Origin of the sequence: Pseudomonas sp. DC3200b2 (assembly GCF_049895785.1) — a bacterium.
GTDB lineage: Bacteria > Pseudomonadota > Gammaproteobacteria > Pseudomonadales > Pseudomonadaceae > Aquipseudomonas > Aquipseudomonas massiliensis.
This window is the reverse complement of record NZ_JAFCTA010000004.1, coordinates 336,130-354,747: the sequence shown is the minus strand read 5'-3', so window position 1 is coordinate 354,747 and position 18,618 is coordinate 336,130. Positions and strand designations below refer to the sequence as shown.

The 18,618-nt window shown below is 63.3% G+C and carries 18 protein-coding genes and 1 tRNA gene; 10 read left to right on the top strand and 9 right to left on the bottom strand.

Annotated features, from left to right (window positions below; translation table 11 throughout):
* The first annotated feature begins 7 nt into the window (after window positions 1–7).
* On the top strand, window positions 8–1,330 hold the full coding sequence (locus ACP691_RS14315) for a S41 family peptidase (protein WP_426150549.1): 1,323 nt from the start codon (window positions 8–10) through the stop codon (window positions 1,328–1,330).
* A gap of 1 nt (window position 1,331) precedes the next feature.
* Complete coding sequence (locus ACP691_RS14310) at window positions 1,332–2,108, top strand: divergent polysaccharide deacetylase family protein (protein WP_426150551.1); 777 nt, start codon at window positions 1,332–1,334, stop codon at window positions 2,106–2,108.
* Window positions 2,109–2,222: 114 nt separating this feature from the next.
* Here ACP691_RS14310 and hisF read toward each other — a convergent pair whose 3' ends face one another.
* The 5 genes from hisF to ACP691_RS14285 all read right to left on the bottom strand — a co-directional run bounded on the left by hisF (window position 2,223) and on the right by ACP691_RS14285 (window position 6,988).
* Complete coding sequence (gene hisF, locus ACP691_RS14305; protein WP_426150553.1) at window positions 2,223–2,993, bottom strand: imidazole glycerol phosphate synthase subunit HisF; 771 nt, start codon at window positions 2,991–2,993, stop codon at window positions 2,223–2,225.
* 94 nt (window positions 2,994–3,087) lie between these two features.
* Window positions 3,088–3,825 (bottom strand): 1-(5-phosphoribosyl)-5-[(5-phosphoribosylamino)methylideneamino]imidazole-4-carboxamide isomerase, encoded by a 738-nt coding sequence (gene hisA / locus ACP691_RS14300; protein WP_426150556.1) that lies wholly within the window; start codon window positions 3,823–3,825, stop codon window positions 3,088–3,090.
* A 123-nt stretch (window positions 3,826–3,948) separates the two neighbouring features.
* A complete protein-coding gene (gene hisH, locus ACP691_RS14295) occupies window positions 3,949–4,587 on the bottom strand; it encodes an imidazole glycerol phosphate synthase subunit HisH (protein WP_426150558.1) in 639 nt (212 codons plus the stop codon).
* The gene (gene hisB / locus ACP691_RS14290) at window positions 4,587–5,180 is read right to left on the bottom strand and encodes an imidazoleglycerol-phosphate dehydratase HisB (RefSeq protein ID WP_040260157.1); all 594 of its coding nucleotides are present in this window, start codon (window positions 5,178–5,180) and stop codon (window positions 4,587–4,589) included. The genes hisH and hisB overlap by 1 nt, the downstream gene beginning before the upstream one ends.
* Before the next feature lie 149 nt (window positions 5,181–5,329).
* Complete coding sequence (locus ACP691_RS14285) at window positions 5,330–6,988, bottom strand: OFA family MFS transporter (protein ID WP_426150561.1); 1,659 nt, start codon at window positions 6,986–6,988, stop codon at window positions 5,330–5,332.
* A gap of 353 nt (window positions 6,989–7,341) precedes the next feature.
* Between ACP691_RS14285 and ACP691_RS14280 the strand changes: the two genes are divergently transcribed.
* The 6 genes from ACP691_RS14280 to ACP691_RS14255 all read left to right on the top strand — a co-directional run bounded on the left by ACP691_RS14280 (window position 7,342) and on the right by ACP691_RS14255 (window position 12,019).
* The gene (locus ACP691_RS14280; protein WP_426150563.1) at window positions 7,342–9,561 is read left to right on the top strand and encodes an AsmA family protein; all 2,220 of its coding nucleotides are present in this window, start codon (window positions 7,342–7,344) and stop codon (window positions 9,559–9,561) included.
* Window positions 9,558–10,625, top strand: a complete 1,068-nt coding sequence (gene mutY, locus ACP691_RS14275) for an A/G-specific adenine glycosylase (protein WP_426150565.1) — start codon at window positions 9,558–9,560, stop codon at window positions 10,623–10,625. The genes ACP691_RS14280 and mutY overlap by 4 nt, the downstream gene beginning before the upstream one ends.
* A complete protein-coding gene (locus ACP691_RS14270; RefSeq protein WP_040260162.1) occupies window positions 10,622–10,894 on the top strand; it encodes an oxidative damage protection protein in 273 nt (90 codons plus the stop codon). Before mutY ends, ACP691_RS14270 begins: the two co-directional genes overlap by 4 nt.
* An 89-nt stretch (window positions 10,895–10,983) precedes the next feature.
* Window positions 10,984–11,059 (top strand) — tRNA-Phe (locus ACP691_RS14265).
* A 95-nt stretch (window positions 11,060–11,154) separates the two neighbouring features.
* A complete protein-coding gene (locus ACP691_RS14260; protein WP_426150568.1) occupies window positions 11,155–11,598 on the top strand; it encodes a hypothetical protein in 444 nt (147 codons plus the stop codon).
* 103 nt (window positions 11,599–11,701) lie between these two features.
* The gene (locus ACP691_RS14255) at window positions 11,702–12,019 is read left to right on the top strand and encodes a hypothetical protein (protein ID WP_426150569.1); all 318 of its coding nucleotides are present in this window, start codon (window positions 11,702–11,704) and stop codon (window positions 12,017–12,019) included.
* A gap of 75 nt (window positions 12,020–12,094) precedes the next feature.
* Here ACP691_RS14255 and gabP read toward each other — a convergent pair whose 3' ends face one another.
* Window positions 12,095–13,489, bottom strand: a complete 1,395-nt coding sequence (gabP, locus tag ACP691_RS14250; protein WP_426150571.1) for a GABA permease — start codon at window positions 13,487–13,489, stop codon at window positions 12,095–12,097.
* A 456-nt stretch (window positions 13,490–13,945) separates the two neighbouring features.
* Here gabP and ACP691_RS14245 point away from each other — a divergent pair, with 456 nt between their 5' ends.
* Both ACP691_RS14245 and ACP691_RS14240 read left to right on the top strand, forming a co-directional pair.
* On the top strand, window positions 13,946–14,695 hold the full coding sequence (locus ACP691_RS14245; protein ID WP_426150573.1) for a transporter substrate-binding domain-containing protein: 750 nt from the start codon (window positions 13,946–13,948) through the stop codon (window positions 14,693–14,695).
* A gap of 2 nt (window positions 14,696–14,697) precedes the next feature.
* Window positions 14,698–15,918 carry a methyltransferase gene (locus ACP691_RS14240; protein WP_426150575.1) on the top strand — a complete coding sequence of 407 codons (1,221 nt, stop codon included), beginning with the start codon at window positions 14,698–14,700 and terminating at the stop codon, window positions 15,916–15,918.
* 71 nt (window positions 15,919–15,989) lie between these two features.
* Here the strand turns inward: ACP691_RS14240 and ACP691_RS14235 are convergent, their stop codons facing one another.
* From ACP691_RS14235 to ACP691_RS14225, 3 genes are read right to left on the bottom strand one after another with little or no spacing between them, the layout of a single operon-like run.
* Window positions 15,990–16,616, bottom strand: a complete 627-nt coding sequence (locus ACP691_RS14235) for a response regulator (protein WP_426150577.1) — start codon at window positions 16,614–16,616, stop codon at window positions 15,990–15,992.
* Window positions 16,617–16,660: 44 nt separating this feature from the next.
* On the bottom strand, window positions 16,661–17,422 hold the full coding sequence (locus tag ACP691_RS14230; RefSeq protein ID WP_426150580.1) for a molecular chaperone: 762 nt from the start codon (window positions 17,420–17,422) through the stop codon (window positions 16,661–16,663).
* Window positions 17,419–18,603 (bottom strand): hypothetical protein, encoded by a 1,185-nt coding sequence (locus tag ACP691_RS14225; protein WP_426150582.1) that lies wholly within the window; start codon window positions 18,601–18,603, stop codon window positions 17,419–17,421. Before ACP691_RS14225 ends, ACP691_RS14230 begins: the two co-directional genes overlap by 4 nt.
* Window positions 18,604–18,618 lie beyond the last annotated feature (15 nt).

The following is an 18,618-nucleotide window of genomic DNA, read 5'->3' as shown; positions in this document are numbered from 1 at the left end:
GTTCGAGATGCTGCAATCCTTCCGCCTTTCCATGCTGGCCCTCGCCCTGGTGATGGCTGCGCCCCTGGCGAACGCCGCCGAGCCGGCTGCCAGCACGCCAGCCGCGAACCCGGCTACCGCGCCCGCGGCGAAAGCGCCATTGCCGCTGGACGAACTGCGGACCTTCGCCGAAGTCATGGACCGCATCAAGGCAGCCTACGTTGAGCCGGTGGATGACAAGACCCTGCTGGAGAATGCCATCAAGGGCATGCTCAGCAACCTCGACCCGCACTCGGCCTACCTGGGCCCTGAAGACTTCGCCGAGCTGCAGGAAAGTACCAGCGGCGAATTCGGCGGTCTGGGAATCGAAGTAGGCGTCGAGGACAACTTCATCAAGGTGGTGTCGCCCATCGACGACACCCCGGCCAGCCGGGCCGGCATCGAGGCCGGTGATCTGATCGTCAAGATCAATGGCCAGCCCACTCGCGGCCAGAGCATGAACGAGGCGGTGGACAAGATGCGCGGCAAGGTCGGGGAAAAGATCACCCTGACCCTGGTCCGCGATGGCGGAAATCCCTTCGACGTTACCCTTGCCCGCGCCATCATCCAGGTCAAGAGCGTGAAAGCGCAGTCGCTCGAAGACGGCTACGGCTACATTCGGATCACCCAATTCCAGGTCAAGACCGGCGAAGAGGTGGGCAAGGCACTGGCCAAGCTGCGCAAGGACAACGGCAAGAAGCTCAACGGCCTGATCCTCGACCTGCGCAACAACCCCGGCGGCGTGCTGCAATCGGCGGTGGAGGTAGCGGATCATTTCCTTACCCATGGCCTGATCGTCTATACCAAGGGCCGTATCGCCAATTCCGAGCTGCGCTTCAACGCTGACCCGGCCGATGCCAGCGAAGGCGTGCCCCTGGTGGTGCTGATCAACGGCGGCAGTGCCTCGGCTTCGGAAATCGTGGCTGGCGCCCTGCAGGACCAGAAGCGTGGCGTGCTCATGGGCACCGACAGCTTCGGCAAGGGCTCGGTGCAAACCGTGCTGCCCCTGAACAACGATCGTGCCTTGAAACTCACCACGGCGCTTTACTTCACGCCTAATGGGCGGTCGATCCAGGCGCAGGGTATCGTGCCGGACGTAGAAGTGCGCCGGGCCAAGATCACCCGCGAGCAGGATTCGGAAAGCTTCAAGGAAGCCGACCTGCAAGGCCACCTGGGCAACGGCAATGGCGGTGCCGACCGCCCGACCCCGAGCAGCCCGGCGGACAGGAAAGCACGCCCGCAGGACGATGACTTCCAGCTCAGCCAGGCCCTTAACCTGCTCAAGGGCCTGAAGGTCACGCGCGGCAACTGAAATGCGCGCATGGCTACTGGCGTGCCTGCTGGCTCTTTCCGGCGCCGGGCAGGCCTTGGCAGCGTCGGGTCCGGCCTACCTGAGCCTGATCATCGATGACCTGGGGCAGACGCCTTCTCGCGATAGCCGCGCGCTTGCCCTGCCTGGGCCCGTCACCCTGGCGGTGATGCCCGACACGCCCCATGCGGCCGAATTCGCGCGGCAGGCCCACAAAGCCGGCAAGACGGTGATCGTGCACATGCCCATGGACCCGGCCGGCGGCCCCTTTGCCTGGCGACCCGGCCTCTCGTCAGACCAGCTACGTGAACGCCTGGCGGCGGCCTTCAAGTCAGTACCCTTCGCCGCCGGGCTGAACAACCACGAAGGCAGCCGGATGACCGCCCAGGCCGACGCCATGGCGCTTCTGGCCAAGGAGCTCCAGCAGCGTGGGTTGTTCCTGGTGGACAGCCGTACCAGCGCAGCGACCCAGGCGGCTGCCCAGGCGCAGGCCATCGGCCTGGCCAGCGTGTCTCGGGATGTCTTCCTGGATGATGTGCGCACACCGGAAGCGATAGCGCAGCAGCTGGAGCACGCCGTCGCGCTGGCTGACAAGCAAGGCTCGGTGGTGGTGATCGGCCACCCCTACCCGCAGACGCTGGATGTGCTGGAGCATGCCTTGCCCACCCTCAAGGCCCGCGGTATCGAGATGATCAGCATTCGCCAGATGATCGGCGAACGGAGCAACCGCGCAATGTCCGGCCATGGCAAGGGCGGGATCTATCCAAAAGGACATCTGTGACCCCGCGGGCCCGAGCGCCAGCTGGGAATGGCATCCGCACCCGGTCATTCGGGAGCTTTGCTCCCTCCTACAGGGAAATGCGATCCCTGCAGGAGCGGGCGCAGCTCGCGAACGTCAGCGAACGCAGATTCCCTGGGCAGCCATGAAGGCCTTGGCCTCGGGCACGGTGTATTCGCCGAAATGGAAGATGCTCGCCGCCAATACGGCGCTGGCATGGCCCTCGGTAATGCCGTCGGCCAAGTGTTGCAGGTTGCCTACACCGCCACTGGCAATGACCGGGATGCCCAAGGCGTCACTGATGGCCCGGGTAACGCCCAGGTCGAAGCCGTTTTTCATGCCATCCTGGTCCATGCTGGTCAGCAGGATCTCCCCAGCGCCCAGGCCCTCCATCTTCCTGGCCCATTCCACCGCGTCCAGCCCGGTAGGCTTGCGCCCGCCGTGAGTGAAGATTTCCCAGCGGGGCGTTTCGCCCGGCCCGGAGACCTTCTTGGCGTCGATCGCCACTACGATGCACTGGGAACCGAAACGTGCCGCGGCTTCGCCGACGAACTCGGGGTTGAAGACAGCCGCGGTGTTGATCGAGACCTTGTCCGCCCCGGCGTTGAGCAGGTTGCGAATATCCTGAACGGTACGCACGCCGCCGCCTACGGTCAGGGGGATGAACACCTGGCTGGCCATGCGCTCCACGGTGTGCAGGGTGGTATCGCGGCCATCGACGCTGGCGGTGATGTCCAGAAAGGTGATTTCGTCCGCGCCCTGCTCATCGTAGCGACGGGCGATTTCCACTGGGTCGCCCGCGTCGCGGATGTTCTCGAACTTGACGCCCTTGACCACTCGGCCGTTATCCACGTCCAGGCAAGGGATGATGCGTTTTGCTAGGGCCATGGGGGCCTCCTTTCTCTCAGCTGTAGGCGCAAGGCTTACCCGCGCCAGGCCTGACAGCGAGCGCAAGCGCCGCGCCTACAGGAGTAAGTGACGCTTAGCCCTGGTAGTTATCGCAGAACGCTTGAGCCTCGGCCACATCCAGGGTGCCTTCGTAGATCGCGCGGCCGGTGATGGCACCGACGATACCGGGGGTCTTGGCGTCCAACAGCGCCTGGATATCCCCCAGGTTGTGGATGCCGCCCGATGCGATGACCGGAATGCGCGTCGCTTCGGCCAGTGCCTTGGTGAAAGGTACGTTGCAGCCTTGCATCATGCCGTCCTTGGCGATATCGGTGTAGACGATGGCGGCTACGCCGTCGGCTTCGAAGCGCCTGGCCAGGTCGATGACCTGCACGCTGCTCACTTCAGCCCAGCCGTCGGTAGCGACGAAACCGTCCTTGGCATCCAGGCCGACGATGACCTTGCCCGGGAAGGCCTTGCAGGCCTCGGTGACGAACTCAGGCTGCTTCACCGCCTTGGTACCGATGATCACATAGCTGACGCCGGCCTTGACGTAATGCTCGATGGTTTCCAGCGAGCGGATGCCGCCGCCGATCTGGATCGGTAGCTGGGGGTAGCGCTTGGCGATGGCGGTGACTACCTCACCGTTGACCGGCTGGCCTTCGAAGGCGCCGTTGAGGTCCACCAGGTGCAGCCGGCGGCAACCACCGTCCACCCACTTGGCGGCCATGCTCACCGGGTCGTCGGAGAACACCGTGGAATCTTCCATCCGGCCCTGGCGCAAGCGCACGCAGGCGCCGTCTTTCAAGTCGATAGCAGGGATAATCAGCATTTTCTGGAATCCTTCGGAATTGACACTGAGCCGTAGGCGCCACGCTTGCGCGCGCCTTGAAGCCCGAGCGCAGGCAAGCCCTGCGCCTACAGGGCTTGCCGCTTACAGCTTGTGATTGTGGTTCTACCAGCGCCCGTCCCAGGCAACGAAGTTCTGCAACAACTGCAGGCCATGGGTATGGCTTTTCTCAGGGTGGAACTGGACCGCGAAGCGAGAGCCCTCGGCCAGGGCGGCGGCGAAATCCTTGCCATAGTGACCGCGGCCAACCACCTGGGAAGGCTTGCCAGCCTCGATGTAATAGCTGTGCACGAAGTAGAAGCGGGCGCGGTTGGGAATGTCGTGCCACAAAGGGTGATCAACCGGCAGTTCGATCTCGTTCCAGCCCATGTGCGGCACTTTCAAGTGCTCGCCGGCCTCGCGCAGGTCCTTGCCGAAGAAGCGTACCTGGCCCGGGAACAGGCCGATGCAGTCCACCCCGTCGTTCTCTTCGCTGCGCTCCATGAGCGCCTGCATGCCCACGCAGATGCCCAGGAAGGGGCGATCCTTGCTGACTTCCTTGACCAGACTGTCGAAGCCGAGCCGGCGGATCTCCGCCATGCAGTCTCGGATGGCGCCCACGCCTGGGAAGACCACGCGGTCCGCCTCGCGGATCACCGCCGCGTCGCTGGTGACCAGCACCTTGCCCGCCCCGACGTGTTCCAGGGCCTTGGCCACCGAGTGCAGGTTGCCCATGCCGTAGTCGATCACCGCTACTGTCTGCATCAGAGTACACCCTTGGTGGAAGGCATCTGCCCGGCCATGCGCTCGTCGACCTCCACGGCCATGCGCAGCGCGCGGCCGAAGGCCTTGAACACGGTTTCGATCTGATGATGGGTGTTGTGCCCACGCAGGTTGTCGATGTGCAGGGTGACCTGGGCATGGTTGACGAAGCCCTGGAAGAACTCCTGGAACAAGTCCACGTCGAAGCGGCCGACCACGGCGCGGGTATAGGGCACGTGCATCTGCAGGCCGGGCCGGCCGGAGAAGTCGATCACCACGCGCGACAGGGCTTCGTCCAGAGGTACATAGGCGTGGCCGTAGCGACGGATGCCTTTCTTGTCGCCCACGGCGCGAGCGAAGGCCTGGCCCAGGGTAATGCCAACGTCTTCAACGGTATGGTGGTCGTCGATGGCCAGGTCGCCCTTGCATTCGATATCCAGGTCGATCAGCCCGTGACGGGCGATCTGGTCGAGCATGTGCTCAAGGAAAGGCACGCCAATATCGAATCGGGCCTTGCCAGTGCCATCCAGGTTGATCGAGGCTTTGATCTGGGTTTCCAGGGTGTTGCGCTCGACGAACGCCTTACGTTCGATCATCACCAGCTCCGCAAACAATCATTAAGCGAAAAAGGCGGACATTATAGGCCCATCCCGGCGACCGCATGAAGCCGAGCGCGACGAAGAAACGAAAAACCCCGCCCGGGGCCAGGCCCAGGGCGGGGTTGGTGTCGACTCAGGCGAGCCTGTCAGAACAGCACGGCGGTCTTCTGCAGGGTGATCAACACGCCCCAGGCCAGCGGAATGCCCACGGCCAGCCAGGCAGCGATGACCATCGGCAGGCTGCCGGGCGCGGCACGCCACTCCAGCACGGTGGAACCGTTGGCGGTCTTGTCGTGGCTGAGGGCGCGCTCGGCGGCCAGCTGCTCCGGCGTCATGAAGTACTTGTCGGCCACCGGGCGGATCAGCGCGTTGCAGATGAAGCCCAGCACCAGCAGGCCGGCAAGGATGTACAGGGTGATGTCATACACCGCAGCGCGCTCCACGCCGATGCTCAGCTGGTATTCGCGCAGGTAGTTCACCAGCACCGGGCCGAGCACGCCCGCCGCGGCCCAGGCGGTCAGCAGGCGGCCATGGATGGCGCCCACCATCTGCGTGCCGAACAGGTCCGCCAGATAGGCGGGTACGGTGGCGAAGCCGCCGCCGTACATGGACAGCACCACGCAGAACGCGGCCACGAACAGCGCCACGTTGCCCAGGTGGCCAAGGTTCGGAACCAGCGCGTAGAGCGCCACGCCCAGGGTGAAGAACACGAAGTAGGTGTACTTGCGCCCAATGTAGTCCGAGAACGAAGCCCAGAAGAAGCGACCACCGATGTTGAACAGGCTCAGCAGGCCGGTGAAGCCAGCGGCGATGGCGGCGATCTGCTTGAGCTGGTCCGCGTTCAGCTCGCTGAAGGACTGGCTGGTGCCCAGCAGCTTGCCGGCGAATACTTCCTGCAGCAGCGGCGAGGCCATGCCCAGGATGCCGATACCGGCCGATACGTTCAGGCACAGTACCAGCCATACCAAAGCGAACTGCGGGGTTTTCCAGGCTACGCTCACGTGCACATGGCGGTCGGTGATCATGCCGTTACCGGCTTTCTTCGCCGGCGCGGTCCAGCCCTCAGGCTTCCAGCCGGTCGGTGGCACGCGGTAGCTCAAGGCACCACCGATCATGAACACGAAGTAGATGGCCGCCATCACCAGGAAGCTCTGCCACACGCCCACGCTGGTAGGCGTGGCGAAATGCGACATCAGCGCGGTGGCCAGGGGCGCGCCCACCATGGCGCCACCACCGAAGCCCATGATCGCCATGCCGGTCGCCATGCCGCGCTTGTCCGGGAACCACTTGATGAGCGTCGAAACGGGCGAGATATAACCCAGGCCCAGGCCGATGCCACCGATGACACCCGAACCTATCCACATCAGCCAGATCTGGTGGGTGTAGACACCCAGGGCCGAGATCACCAGGCCGCCGCACCAGCAGAGCGCGGATACCACACCAGCCTTGCGCGGGCCGGCATGTTCGAGCCAGCCACCCCAGGCGGCCGCGGAGCAGCCCAGGAAGATGAAGAACAGCGTGTAGATCCAGCCCAGCATGGAAATCGGCCAGTCGCAATCGGAGGCGAAGACCTGGCTGAAGAAGCCCATGTCCGCCGGGCAGGCGACCGCGGCGGTGATGCCCACGGCCTTGGACAGCGGCAACCAGAACACCGAGAAGCCGTAGGCCATGCCGATGCACAAGTGGATGGCCAACGCGGCCGGTGGTACCAGCCAGCGATTGAACCCCGGCCTGGCGATGATGCGTTCCTTGGACAGGAAGCCCGGCCGCTCGGCCGCGCTCCCCCCAATCGAATGTTGAGTCATGTACTACCCCTAGTTGTGATTGGCACGCGGCCGTTACACCAGTGCATACCTGGTGCCCGGATCGCTACCCGACCTTCGCGCCCCAGTGGCCGCTGGTCGTCTTATCGGCAACGCTCCGGAAAACGCGACAAACTGCCGCACAAAGTTGAAACGGGCGAAGATTACCACTTGTTTATGTCAGTGAAAGCAAACTGACATCCCGTTTTGTCGGCCCGTGCCTTGGTTCACAACCCTGCTGGAGAACAGAAAGCCGAGCTGTAAGGGAATGGTTACATGCCGCCTCGTCGGAGCCGCGCCAGAGATGGCAAACCGGTATACTCGCGCCACTACGACTTGGACTAAAGGACCCGCCCATGAAAACGTTCGGCAAAATCCTGGGGCTGGGCCTTCTCGGGTTGTTGCTGATCCTCGTGGCTCTAGGCTTCGCCCTGACCCATTTTTTCGATCCCAACGACTACAAAGACCAGATCCGCGCCCTGGTCCGCGACAAGGCCCATGTAGAACTGACCCTCAACGGTGATATCGGCTGGAGCCTGTTTCCCTGGCTGGGCCTGGAACTTCACGACGCCAGCGTGGCGACCCTGGCGCGACCGCAAGCGCCTTTCGCCAACCTTCAGTTGCTGGGCCTGTCGGTGCGGGTCTTGCCTTTGTTGCGTCGTGAAGTACAGATGAGCGATGTGCGGGTCGAAGGCCTGGAACTGAGCCTCGACCGCGACGCCCAAGGCCATGGCAACTGGGAAGACATCGGCAAACCGCTGCCCACCCAGGGTACGCCCGCCACGGCTGACGATCAAAGCGCCTCTGAGCAAGCGCCTGCTCCCTCGCAATCTCGCCGCCAGCTGAAACTGGATATCGACAGCCTGACCCTGAACAATGGGCGGGTAACCTACACAGACGAGCAAAGCGGCCGCAGTTTCACCGCCGAAAGCATCCAGCTCAGCACCGGCGCCGTGCATACCGGCACAGATGTCCCCGTCACCCTGACAGCCTTTCTGGGCACCAATCAACCCGAGCTGCGAGCACGTACCGAACTCAAGGGCACCTTGCGTTTCGACCCATCGGTGCAGCGTTATCAATTCGAGGACATGCGCCTGGGCGGTGACCTTTCCGGCGCGCCCCTGCAAGGGCAAACCCTGACGTTCTCGGCCCAGGGCCAGCTACTGGCGGACCTGGCGGCGCAGGTCATCGACTGGAACAACCTGAAGCTTTCCGCCAACCAGTTCCGCGCCCTGGGTGAACTCCATCTGCGAGACCTGGACTCAACGCCTCAGCTCAGCGGAGCCCTGTCGATCGCCCAGCTGGACGTGCGAGCCTTCCTGGCCGGTGTTGGCCAGCCGGTGCCAGTCACCGCCGATGCGACCGCGCTGACCCAGGTCGAACTGGTCAGCCGCCTGCAGGGCAATCGAAACGCCCTGGCGCTGGAGGATCTGACCATCAAGCTCGATGGCAGCACCCTGGGTGGCCGTATCGCGCTGGAGGACATCGCTGCCCAGGCGGTGCGGATCAAGCTTGGCGGAGACCGGCTGGACCTGGATCGTTACCTGCCTGGCGACAGCGAGCAAGCGCGGGGCGCTGCCGCGGCCCGCCAGGCCGAGGTCCAGGGCACTGAGGCGGCGGCCATGGGCAAAGCCGATTCCCCCCTGCCGGAGGCGCCTGGCCGGCAGGCCTGGAGCGACGACCGGCTGTTCCCGGTCGAGCGACTTCGCGGCATCGACTTGCAAGCGGACCTGAGCCTTGGCCAACTCGTTCTGCAAAAGCTGCCAATCGACAATGCCCGTTTGACGGCGAGCGGCCAGGGCGGCCTGCTGAAGCTGGACAACCTCAGTGGCCAGGTGGGGCAAGGTAGCTTCAAGGCCAATGGCAGCCTGGATGTGCGCCCTGATTCCCCCCGGGCCAACCTGACCGCCCAGCTTGACCAGGTACCCGTGGAAACCGTGCTCGCGGCGCATACAGCCCAGCCGCCAGTGCGCGGCTTGCTGACCTTGAACACTACCTTGAACGGCAGCGGCAACAGCCAGAAGGCCCTGGTCGAAAGCCTGGACGGCAATGGCCGCTTCGCCCTGGACAACGGAGTGCTGGTCAATGCCAACCTTGAGCAGCAATTGTGCCAAGGCATCGCCTTGCTCAACCGCAAGACGCTCACCAGCGAGCCACGCGGCCGCGATACGCCCTTCCAGCGGTTGGACGGCACCCTGAGCATTCACAACGGCGTGGCCAGCAACCCCGACCTCAAGGCCAGCATTCCCGGCCTGCGGGTGAGCGGCAATGGTGATATCGACCTGCGCGTGCTTGGCATGGACTATCGCGTGGGCGTGGTGGTGGAAGGTGAAAGCGGCAACATGGCCGACCCGGCCTGCCAGGTGAACGACCGTTTCGCCAACCTGGAACTGCCGATACGCTGCCGCGGCCCGCTCGAGCTGGGTGCCCGGGCTTGCCGGATAGACCGCGACGGCCTCGGCCAGGTCGCCGTCCAGGCGGTACGCAACCGGGTCGAAGAAAAGATCGAAGACAAATTGGGAGACAAGGTGAGCCCTGAGCTGAAAGATGCGCTCAAGGGCTTGCTCAAGCGATGACCCCTGAGCAATTTTCCGATGCCGTCCTGACCTGGTTCGACCGTCACGGGCGCCATGACCTGCCCTGGCAGCAAGACATCAACCCGTATCGGGTGTGGGTGTCGGAGATCATGCTGCAACAGACCCAGGTCAGCACTGTGCTGAACTACTTCGACCGTTTCATGGCCGCATTGCCAACGGTTCGACATCTGGCCGAGGCCGCCGAGGACGAGGTGCTGCACCTGTGGACGGGGCTAGGGTATTACACCCGTGCTCGCAATCTGCAAAAAGCGGCGAAAATCGTCATGGCGGACTACGACGGTGAGTTTCCCCGTGACCCGGACCTGCTGGAAAGCCTGCCGGGCATCGGCCGCTCCACCGCGGGCGCCATCGCCAGCATCAGCATGGGCCTGCGCGCGCCTATCCTGGACGGCAACGTCAAGCGTGTCCTGGCTCGCTATACCGCCCAGGCCGGCTATCCTGGCGAGCCCAAGGTGGCCAATGCCCTCTGGGCGGCCGCCGAACGCTATACCCCTCATGTACGAGTGAACCACTACACCCAGGCGATGATGGACCTGGGCGCCACCTTGTGCACCCGCGGCCGCCCCAGTTGCCTGCTATGCCCCCTGCGCGCCGGCTGCCGCGCCCATCTGTTGGGCGAGGAAACCCGCTACCCGGCCCCCAAGCCGCGCAAGGCGCTGCCACAGCGGCAAACGCTCATGCCCTTGCTGGTCAACGAGGCCGGCGACATCCTGCTCTACCGGCGTCCGTCCGTAGGCCTTTGGGGTGGGCTATGGAGCCTGCCGGAGCTGGACAGCTTCGCTGATATCGAGCACCTGGTTGCCCAGCATGATCTGCGCCTGCTCGACAGCCAGGCGTTGGCCGGGATTACCCATACCTTCAGTCACTTCCAACTGAGCATCGCGCCCTGGCTGGTGCGCGTCAGCAGCCAGGGCAGCCACGTGGCCGAGGCCGACTGGCTCTGGTATAACCTCGCCACCCCGCCGCGCCTGGGCCTTGCCGCCCCGGTGAAAACGCTGCTCGAGCGCGCGGCCGATGCCATGCACGCAGGAGATACCCCATGACCCGCACCGTGATGTGCCGCAAATACAAAGAGGAACTCCCCGGCCTGGAGCGCCCGCCCTACCCTGGCGCCAAGGGCGAGGACATATACCTGCACGTGTCGCAGAAGGCCTGGGCCGACTGGCAGAAGCACCAGACGTTGCTGATCAACGAACGCCGCCTGAACATGATGAACGCCGAGGACCGCAAGTTCCTTCAGGCGGAGATGGACAAGTACCTTTCCGGCGAGGACTACGCCCAGGCCGAAGGCTACGTGCCGCCCTCGGAATGAGGGTTTTGGCGTAAGCGACGGTAATAATTAAAATTTTTTTGAATCGGCGCTTGACGCCACCCTGAAAAACCCGTTTAATGCGCCCCGTTGCCCAGGTAGCTCAGTTGGTAGAGCAGGGGATTGAAAATCCCCGTGTCGGCGGTTCGATTCCGTCCCTGGGCACCACTACTTCCAAACCCCTGAATCGAAAGATTCAGGGGTTTTTTATTGGCTGCGCTACGCTCATAACGCTTCGTTCGACCCTCGCCAGGAGCTCGCCCATGTCCTCCCCTCGCAAGCAGCAGAAGAAACACAAGCGCGCCTCGGCCAAGGCTCGGCAGAACCGCATCCTGCGCAACAACCAGGCCGCGGCCTCCACCGAAACCAACCCGGACGCGCTCTCCCCTGAATTCATCAGCATGGAAGAATTCTTCGTGGACGGGCTTGAACTGGGCGCCTTCGACGACCTTTTCGACGACATGGCCGCGGCTGAACCCGAGGGGCTCGAGGCCGTCGCGCGCGCGTTCTTCAAGGAGTCGCCCCTGCCGCTTGTGGTAGAGAACTATTCAGAGGAAGACGTTACCGACCTGATCGTTTCGCTGTGGGTGGCCTACTACGAAAAGCACCATGGGCTGAATGAAGACCAGGCCATGATCCGCATCGAGAGTCCAGAGTTCATGCGGGCCTACCAGGCTGCGGCGGACGACGTGGCCAACCAGCCCTGAAACCGACTTACCGAACCTTTACCTTCTCTAGACAGCGCTTTACACGCCCAGGGTGTTTCATACGTCCATGGCGCCACCTGATCGGCGCTGGAAGGAGATACCCATGTTTGCGAAGTTGACCAAAGCCGCACTGCTTAGCGCCTGCCTGGTAGCCGCTGGAGCGGCTGGCAGCGCCAGCGCCGACGAACGTGACCTGGTCGTTCCGGTGATTGCCGGCGCCGCGGTAGGCGCTCTCATCGCCACCAACTGGGATAACAACGGGCACCACCACCCTCATGAGCCGCGTTATGCACCGCGCCCGCAACCGGTGATGTATGTGCCAGCTCCCCAACCGGTGTATTACCAGCCAGCGCCTCCGCCACCGCATCGCCCCTGGGACCATCACGGGGAAGGCCGGCGCTTCGATGGCCCTCGCTGGTAAAGCGGTCGTTGTGTGAGCAAAGAAAAAGGCCGCTACCTGTCCAGGTAGCGGCCTTTCGCTTTGTAGCCGGAGCGGTTAGCTCCCCAGGACGGTCCTACCATGGCCGGCGGCCTTGCGGCGACGGTCCACGATCAAACCGGCAGCCACGACACCAATCGCCAACAGGCCGGTGGCAACGATTTCCATGCGGTGATCTTCACGGAAGAACATCACGGTCAGCACGGCGATGATGAACAGGATCACCAGGTAGGTAAGCCCAGGGAAGGCCCACATCTTGAAGGTCAGCGGCTCGCCACGGGCTTCAGCCTGGCGACGCATGCGCAGTTGCGAGAAGGCGATGACCAGGTACACCAACAGGGCGATGGCACCCGAGCTGGCCAACAGGAAGTCGAACACGGCAGCCGGGGCGACGTAGTTGGCGAAGGTCGCCAGGAAAGCGGCCGCGGTGGACAGGATCACCGCCATGTAGGGCGTGCCGGCCCGGGAAGTGCGCTGCGCGGCCTGGGGGGCATCGCCGCGCTTGCTCAGGGAAAACAGCATGCGCGAAGAGGTGTACAGCGCCGAGTTCAGGCAGCTGGTCACGGCAATCAGTACCACGATGTCCACGATCAGCTTGGCGTTAGGCACACCGATCAGGTTCAGCACAGTCTGGTAAGAGCCCAGTTTCGGCAAAGTGGGGTCGTTCCACGGCACCAGGGCTACCACGAGGAAAATGGACACCAGGTAGAACAGGCAAATACGCCAGATCACCGAGTTGGTCGCCTTGGAGATCTGACGACCCGGGTCGCGGGACTCAGCGGCGGCGATGGTTACGATCTCGGTGCCCATGAAAGAGAACATGGTAGTGAGCATGGCGGCGACGACGGCGCCCAGCCCGTTCGGCATGAAGCCCTGGGTATCGGTAATGTGGCTGAAGCCGCTGACCTGACTGCCCGGCACGAAGCCGAACGCAGCGCCCAGGCCGACCACGATGAAAGCGATGATCGCGATGACCTTGAGCAGCGCGAACCAGAACTCGAATTCGCCGTAGTTCTTCACGCTGAACAGGTTGGTCACCGTAAGCACGGCGGTGATGATCAGGGCGAACACCCAGACCTGCACGTCCGGTATCCAGGCGTGCAGGATCGCCGCGGCGGCGTTGGCCTCCAGCGGGATCACCAATACCCAGAACCACCAATACAGCCAGCCGATGGTGAAGCCAGCCCAGTGGCCAATGGCGCGATCGGCGTAGGTGGAGAACGAACCGGTGTCTGGCGAAGCCACGGCCATTTCGCCCAGCATCCGCATGACAAGCACCACCAGGGTACCGGCAGCGGCATAAGCCAGCAGCACGGCCGGCCCGGCCTCAGCAATAGCGTGGCCAGAGCCGACGAACAAACCGGCCCCAATGACCCCCGCGATGGACAGCATGGTCACATGACGGGTTTTCAGCCCTTGGGCCAGCCCGCTAGTGTTTTGAAGACTGCTCATAGGTTTACCTTCCGAGAAAGCGATTCGACCGGCGACTGCGTTCAAACCCTGCCGCTGTTTGAGAGAAGCAACGTACCGTTGGATTTATTTTACGCAAGAAGCGCGCCAAATTGATGCAAAATAGTTCAAGCCCTTGGACCAACGGCGCTGCAGCCCAAATTGCAAGCAGTTGAGCAATAGGGCTTTTTGTCGCAGCATGACAAAAGTATTACCGAGATACTCAGCCCGAAACATCGATTTGCCCTGTTTTGGCCCGACAGGTAACACCCTTCGCTCCAGGGTGGTGCAACCATTGTGTGGATTTTGGTGGTACGCCAGTACAACCTTCTTAGGCATTGGCCGTTTTGTGCGTGGAAAAAAATGTCACAGCCCGATGCCTGGAGCACGTGATGTTTCTGCGATAAACGTTGTCGAAGCTATACCCTTCCTGCTCGCTTCCCCCGGAGTTTTCATTTCATGGCTCTGCGTTTCGCTCCGCTGCTCGCTTGCGTCCTGGCTGTCTCTTGCTTCTCTGCTCATGCGGTCGACAAGTTGCGCATGGGTATGGAGGGTGGCCACCCCCCGTTCAACGACACTGACGCCAGCGGGCAGGTGGTCGGGTTCGATGCGGACATCGGCGCGGCGCTGTGCGCCAAGATGAAGGTTGAATGCGAGATCGTTACCGCCGATTTCGAAAGCCTGATTCCGGACCTGAACGCCAGCCATTACGACTTTCTCATCTCGTCTCTTTCGGTGACGGAAGAGCGCAAGCAGTTGGTGGACTTTACCGACCCCTACTACACCAACAAGCTCCAATTCATCGCAGCGACCACCAGCGACCTGGACGGTACCTCCGGCAGCCTGATGGGCAAGACCCTCGGCGCCCAGGAAGGCACCCTGGCAGCTACATGGTTGCAGAACAACGCGGCGGATCCGGCGATCATCCGCACCTTCCCTACCCAGGATGAGCTCTACGTGGCGTTGGCCACAGGGCAGATCGACGGCGCCCTGGCCGACAAGTATTCGGGCTACGAGTGGCTACGCACCGAGGCCGGTCGCAACTTCGAACTCAAAGGGCAACCGGTTATCGATAGTGACCAGATCGCCATTGCCACGCGCTTGAACGACCCACTGCGCATGCGTTTGAACGTGGCCTTGAAGGACATCATTGCCGATGGCACCTACAAGAAGATCAACGACAAGTATTTCCCCTTCAGCATTCGCTGAGCATGCTTGAAGCCGATGCGCTCGCCTCCCGTTTCGCCGAGCTGGGTGAATTCCTGAGGCAACACCAAGGGCTGTGGCGGCCGAAGCCGTTCACCAGCCTGACGCTCCCCTGGGAGGCGGAACACCCTAAGCTGTCTCATTGGCTGCGTGGGCGCTCTCTCGAAGAGGCCGAGGCGGCCGCCCTGGTTCCGGTTGATCTACTACCGCCTGGGAGCTTCGCTCATTGGGCGGCCGAAGCGGCGCGCTTGAGCGATCCCGGTGACCTGCCGTCGCAGACGCCTCCCCCGGCGGCCCCTCGCCTGAACCGTGATGTGCCTGGGCGCAAATGGGCACAGGTAGAGGCCTTCGCCGCGCATCTGGCGTTTGTCGAGCCGGTAGAGCACTGGCTGGACTGGTGCGGCGGCAAGGGGCATTTGGGTAGGCGATTGTTACAACCTCACCAACAGCTCACCTGCCTGGAGTTCGACCCCACCCTGGTGGATGCCGGCCAAGCGCTCAGCGACCACCACCGCCTACCGGCGCTCCACCGGCGGCAGGATGTGATGGCGACCGACACCCGCCTGGCTCCTGAAGAGACCCCGGTGGCCTTGCACGCCTGTGGCGATCTGCACGTGCGGCTGCTGCGCCTTGCGGTCACCCACGGTTGCCGACAGTTGGCGATCGCACCCTGCTGTTACAACCGTACCGGCGACGAAGGTTATCAGCCGCTGTCGCGTCAGGGCCAGGCATTGGGCCTGACGCTGGATAAAGACGACCTGGGCCTGCCCGCGAACGAGGCCGTTACCGCTGGCACCCGGGAGCGGCGCCAGCGCGACCTGTCCATGGCTCGACGGCTGGGTTTCGACTTGCTGCAGCGGCATTTGCGCGGGGTGGATGAATACTTGCCTACGCCTTCGCTGCCTTCGCATTGGCTCGCTGAAAGCTTCGCCGACTACTGCCGCCATCTGGCAAGGTGCAAAAACCTGGCCCTTGACGAAGCCATCGCCTGGCAAGTATGGGAAGCCATGGGGTGGTCTCGCCTGGCTCAGGTGCGCAACCTGGAACGAGTGCGAAACCTCTTTCGTCGGCCTCTGGAGCTGTGGCTGGTACTGGACCGCGCCCTGTTCCTGGCCGAACGGGGGTATCAGGTTCGGGTGGGGACTTTCTGCGAACGGAAACTGACCCCGAGGAACCTGCTGATGCTTGCTGAAAAAGGTTTGAAACCTGTGGATAAGCATGTGTGAAACCCGTCTGGGCGAGGCCTTTAGCTCAAGCAACGCGCCCCATGCAGGCATGCCCTATATGTGGATAACCTTTAAATCAAGCCGTGCCGTCTCGCCAGCTCCGCCAGCCCTACCAGCGTTTGCACCTTCAGCTTGTTGACCAGGCGTGTTTTGTAAGAACTGACCGTTTTGTTACTCAACATCAATGCCTGGCCGATCTGCACGTTGGTAAAACCAACGGCCAGGTAGCGCAGCACGGTCAATTCCCGCGCGGAAAGCCTGGACAAACGAATCCTTTCATCCTCGTCGCCATGGCCGGGCTGGTGCTTGTTACATGCCAGGTCAGGGTAGTAGGTAAAACCGGCCTTCACGGCACGGATGCCATGGCGAAATGTCTGGGTGTCGTAGGCCTTGGGCACGAAAGCGGTGATACCCGCCCGCAGGCAACGGTCCAGCGTATAGTCCGCAGGGCAGGCAGTAAGCACCACCCATTTGGTTGCCTGGCTTACCCGCCGCGCCCGCTCGATCACTTCGAGCCCTTCCAGGTTGGGCAAGGTCAGCTCCAGAACAGCGATATCGGGCTGGGCTTCCCGAATCAAAGCCAGGCCCTGAACGCCGTCCGCGCACTCGCCCAAGAGTTCGATACCTTCCTCCTGGAGGATTTGCCCCACCATGAGCCGAATGTAGGGCTGGTCGTCGATAATCACGGCTGTAGCCATTGGGCTTCTCCTTTCGTAGCGGTCGGCAAGTGGGCCAGCGGCTTTCATTCGGGGTAGGAATGGCGCGTAAGCGTGCGGCCTTCCTGCAGTTCGAACCGGTACACCTGGCCTGGGCGCCGGGCTACCTCGGCCTGCTGCCCCGGCCGGATATGCAGGGCACCGCCCAGTTCGCAGCGGTCCGTGACCGCCTCGCAATAACGCGCGCCTACCACGCTCACCGTGGCGTTACCCTCATTGACGATCCGCAAGCCATGAGCTCCCGGAACCAGGCGCGTGGCATAGCGGGCATTGGCGGGCGGCACGATCACCAGAGTGCCGACAGCCTTGAGGATGCCCACTCCTGCGCGCAGGGTGTCGGAATAAGCCCTGGCCTCCTCGGGCTGCAAAGCGAAGTCGTTCACTGCCTCTGGAGCCACGGGCACGTAGCGCAGGCGGAAGTAGCGCTCATGATCGCGTGGCCCGCGATAGATCACCCTGACGTGCCCGGCGCCTTGGGCCGGCAGGATGAGCCGGGGGGGCGTTACCACCAGCGCGCGATCGAGCCCGGCTTTTGTCTCCAGCGGTTGTTCCTCGGCCTGGCCCTGATTGTCGAAGGTCAACTCGGCCAACTGGAGACTGACGAAGGCTGTCACATCGCCAAGGTTCCTGATGTGCGCCACCAGTGTGCTTCGCTGGCTGGGCATGAAGGCGTAGAAGTTGCCAGGCGCCAGGTCCGGCCCCGCCTGGGCGACCATCGGCAAAGCCAGGGCCAGGTGGCACAGGCATGTCCGAAGCCGATGTAGAACCGTACTGATGATCCTGTTCATGGCAACTGCGCGTCGAAGTAAAGGACGACCGCGCCGGCATAGGTAGCGCCGCCATGCTTGATCATGTGCGACACCTCCCCGGGGGCGGTATGGAATTCCACCTCGCCCAACTCCGCCGTTATGGGGCGCTTGGCCTTGACGAGGTAGCGGACGTGTTCATGCAGGCGCAACCGGCTCACAGGCGCACCCTCCTGCTCCAGCCCGCTGGGCAAGGTCAGGCGTGTGACGACCGCGGCTACGTCACCACTGCCTGGCTCCATCAGGGCGCAATCACCCGCGCTGGCAGCGCGGCCACAGCCCAGGTAGAGGGCGAAGGGCCCGCTTGCGCTAAGATGCAGCGGCAAACGTCCCGTTAATTGCGCATCCGCCGGCACCCCATTGGCGAACCACTGGGCCCAGGAGCCCTTGCGGGGAGCCAGCGCCACTGCCGTCTGATCGAACACCACCGAAAGCCGATGCTCGACGTCTATGTCAAAGCGCAGGGTCAGGCTGTCGGTGGTCAGGCCCAGCAGCGGCCCACCCAGGGCCAGGTCGGCGTTTTCGCCCACGGACCAGGTGAAGCTGCCGCTGTAGCGCCCCGCAGGCACTGAATACATCGCAGGCAACAGCAGTCGGTAACCGAAGGAGAACGATCTGGCCCAAGGCTTGATGAGCCGTTGGCCTTCGGACACGCCCCCGGAGGTGGGATAGCAGAGCGTGGGGGCGTTCGGGCTGAGCACCTCCCAGACAAAACCCATGGCGCCGTTACCGTCGAAGCCCTGGGAGGTCATGAACCTGCATCCGCCCCCAGCGGACCAGTGAAAAGCCGGATTTTCATAAGTAGTGAACCCATTACCGCCCAGGATCTGCGCCAGGTGCGTCAGCTGGAAGCGCAGGTTCAGTGTGGCTCCGGTTTCCGAGGTCAGTGTCACCCGGGCCTCGGGTGGCGCCAGTAGCGACCAGCGCGACGCCAGCGGCGGCAAACCCGAGATGACTTGGCGACCGTATTCGACAGGCAGCCGTATGGAGGCCTCGTTTGGCCCGCATCCGCCGAACTCGAGGCAATAACCCGACACAGGCGTGGTGTTTTCGAAGCCATCACCGGGGCCGTCCGGGCGCCAGCGCCCGGAAATATCCAGGCTGGCCGCCTGAGCCAGAGGCGCGGCTATGCCAAGCACCACGGCGCACAGCACCCAAGGCATCACAGGCTGCGCCTG

Coding starts and splice junctions, on each gene's coding strand:
- ACP691_RS14315 (WP_426150549.1), top strand. CDS start 8: ATGCTGCAATCCTTCCGCCTTTCCATGCTGGCCCTCGCCCTGGTGATG.
- mutY (WP_426150565.1), top strand. CDS start 9,558: ATGACCCCTGAGCAATTTTCCGATGCCGTCCTGACCTGGTTCGACCGT.
- ACP691_RS14245 (WP_426150573.1), top strand. CDS start 13,946: ATGGCTCTGCGTTTCGCTCCGCTGCTCGCTTGCGTCCTGGCTGTCTCT.
- ACP691_RS14235 (WP_426150577.1), bottom strand. CDS start 16,616: ATGGCTACAGCCGTGATTATCGACGACCAGCCCTACATTCGGCTCATG.
- hisB (WP_040260157.1), bottom strand. CDS start 5,180: ATGATCGAACGTAAGGCGTTCGTCGAGCGCAACACCCTGGAAACCCAG.
- ACP691_RS14230 (WP_426150580.1), bottom strand. CDS start 17,422: ATGAACAGGATCATCAGTACGGTTCTACATCGGCTTCGGACATGCCTG.
- ACP691_RS14240 (WP_426150575.1), top strand. CDS start 14,698: ATGCTTGAAGCCGATGCGCTCGCCTCCCGTTTCGCCGAGCTGGGTGAA.
- ACP691_RS14285 (WP_426150561.1), bottom strand. CDS start 6,988: ATGACTCAACATTCGATTGGGGGGAGCGCGGCCGAGCGGCCGGGCTTC.
- ACP691_RS14225 (WP_426150582.1), bottom strand. CDS start 18,603: ATGCCTTGGGTGCTGTGCGCCGTGGTGCTTGGCATAGCCGCGCCTCTG.
- ACP691_RS14270 (WP_040260162.1), top strand. CDS start 10,622: ATGACCCGCACCGTGATGTGCCGCAAATACAAAGAGGAACTCCCCGGC.
- ACP691_RS14255 (WP_426150569.1), top strand. CDS start 11,702: ATGTTTGCGAAGTTGACCAAAGCCGCACTGCTTAGCGCCTGCCTGGTA.
- hisF (WP_426150553.1), bottom strand. CDS start 2,993: ATGGCCCTAGCAAAACGCATCATCCCTTGCCTGGACGTGGATAACGGC.
- hisH (WP_426150558.1), bottom strand. CDS start 4,587: ATGCAGACAGTAGCGGTGATCGACTACGGCATGGGCAACCTGCACTCG.
- gabP (WP_426150571.1), bottom strand. CDS start 13,489: ATGAGCAGTCTTCAAAACACTAGCGGGCTGGCCCAAGGGCTGAAAACC.
- hisA (WP_426150556.1), bottom strand. CDS start 3,825: ATGCTGATTATCCCTGCTATCGACTTGAAAGACGGCGCCTGCGTGCGC.
- ACP691_RS14260 (WP_426150568.1), top strand. CDS start 11,155: ATGTCCTCCCCTCGCAAGCAGCAGAAGAAACACAAGCGCGCCTCGGCC.
- ACP691_RS14310 (WP_426150551.1), top strand. CDS start 1,332: ATGCGCGCATGGCTACTGGCGTGCCTGCTGGCTCTTTCCGGCGCCGGG.
- ACP691_RS14280 (WP_426150563.1), top strand. CDS start 7,342: ATGAAAACGTTCGGCAAAATCCTGGGGCTGGGCCTTCTCGGGTTGTTG.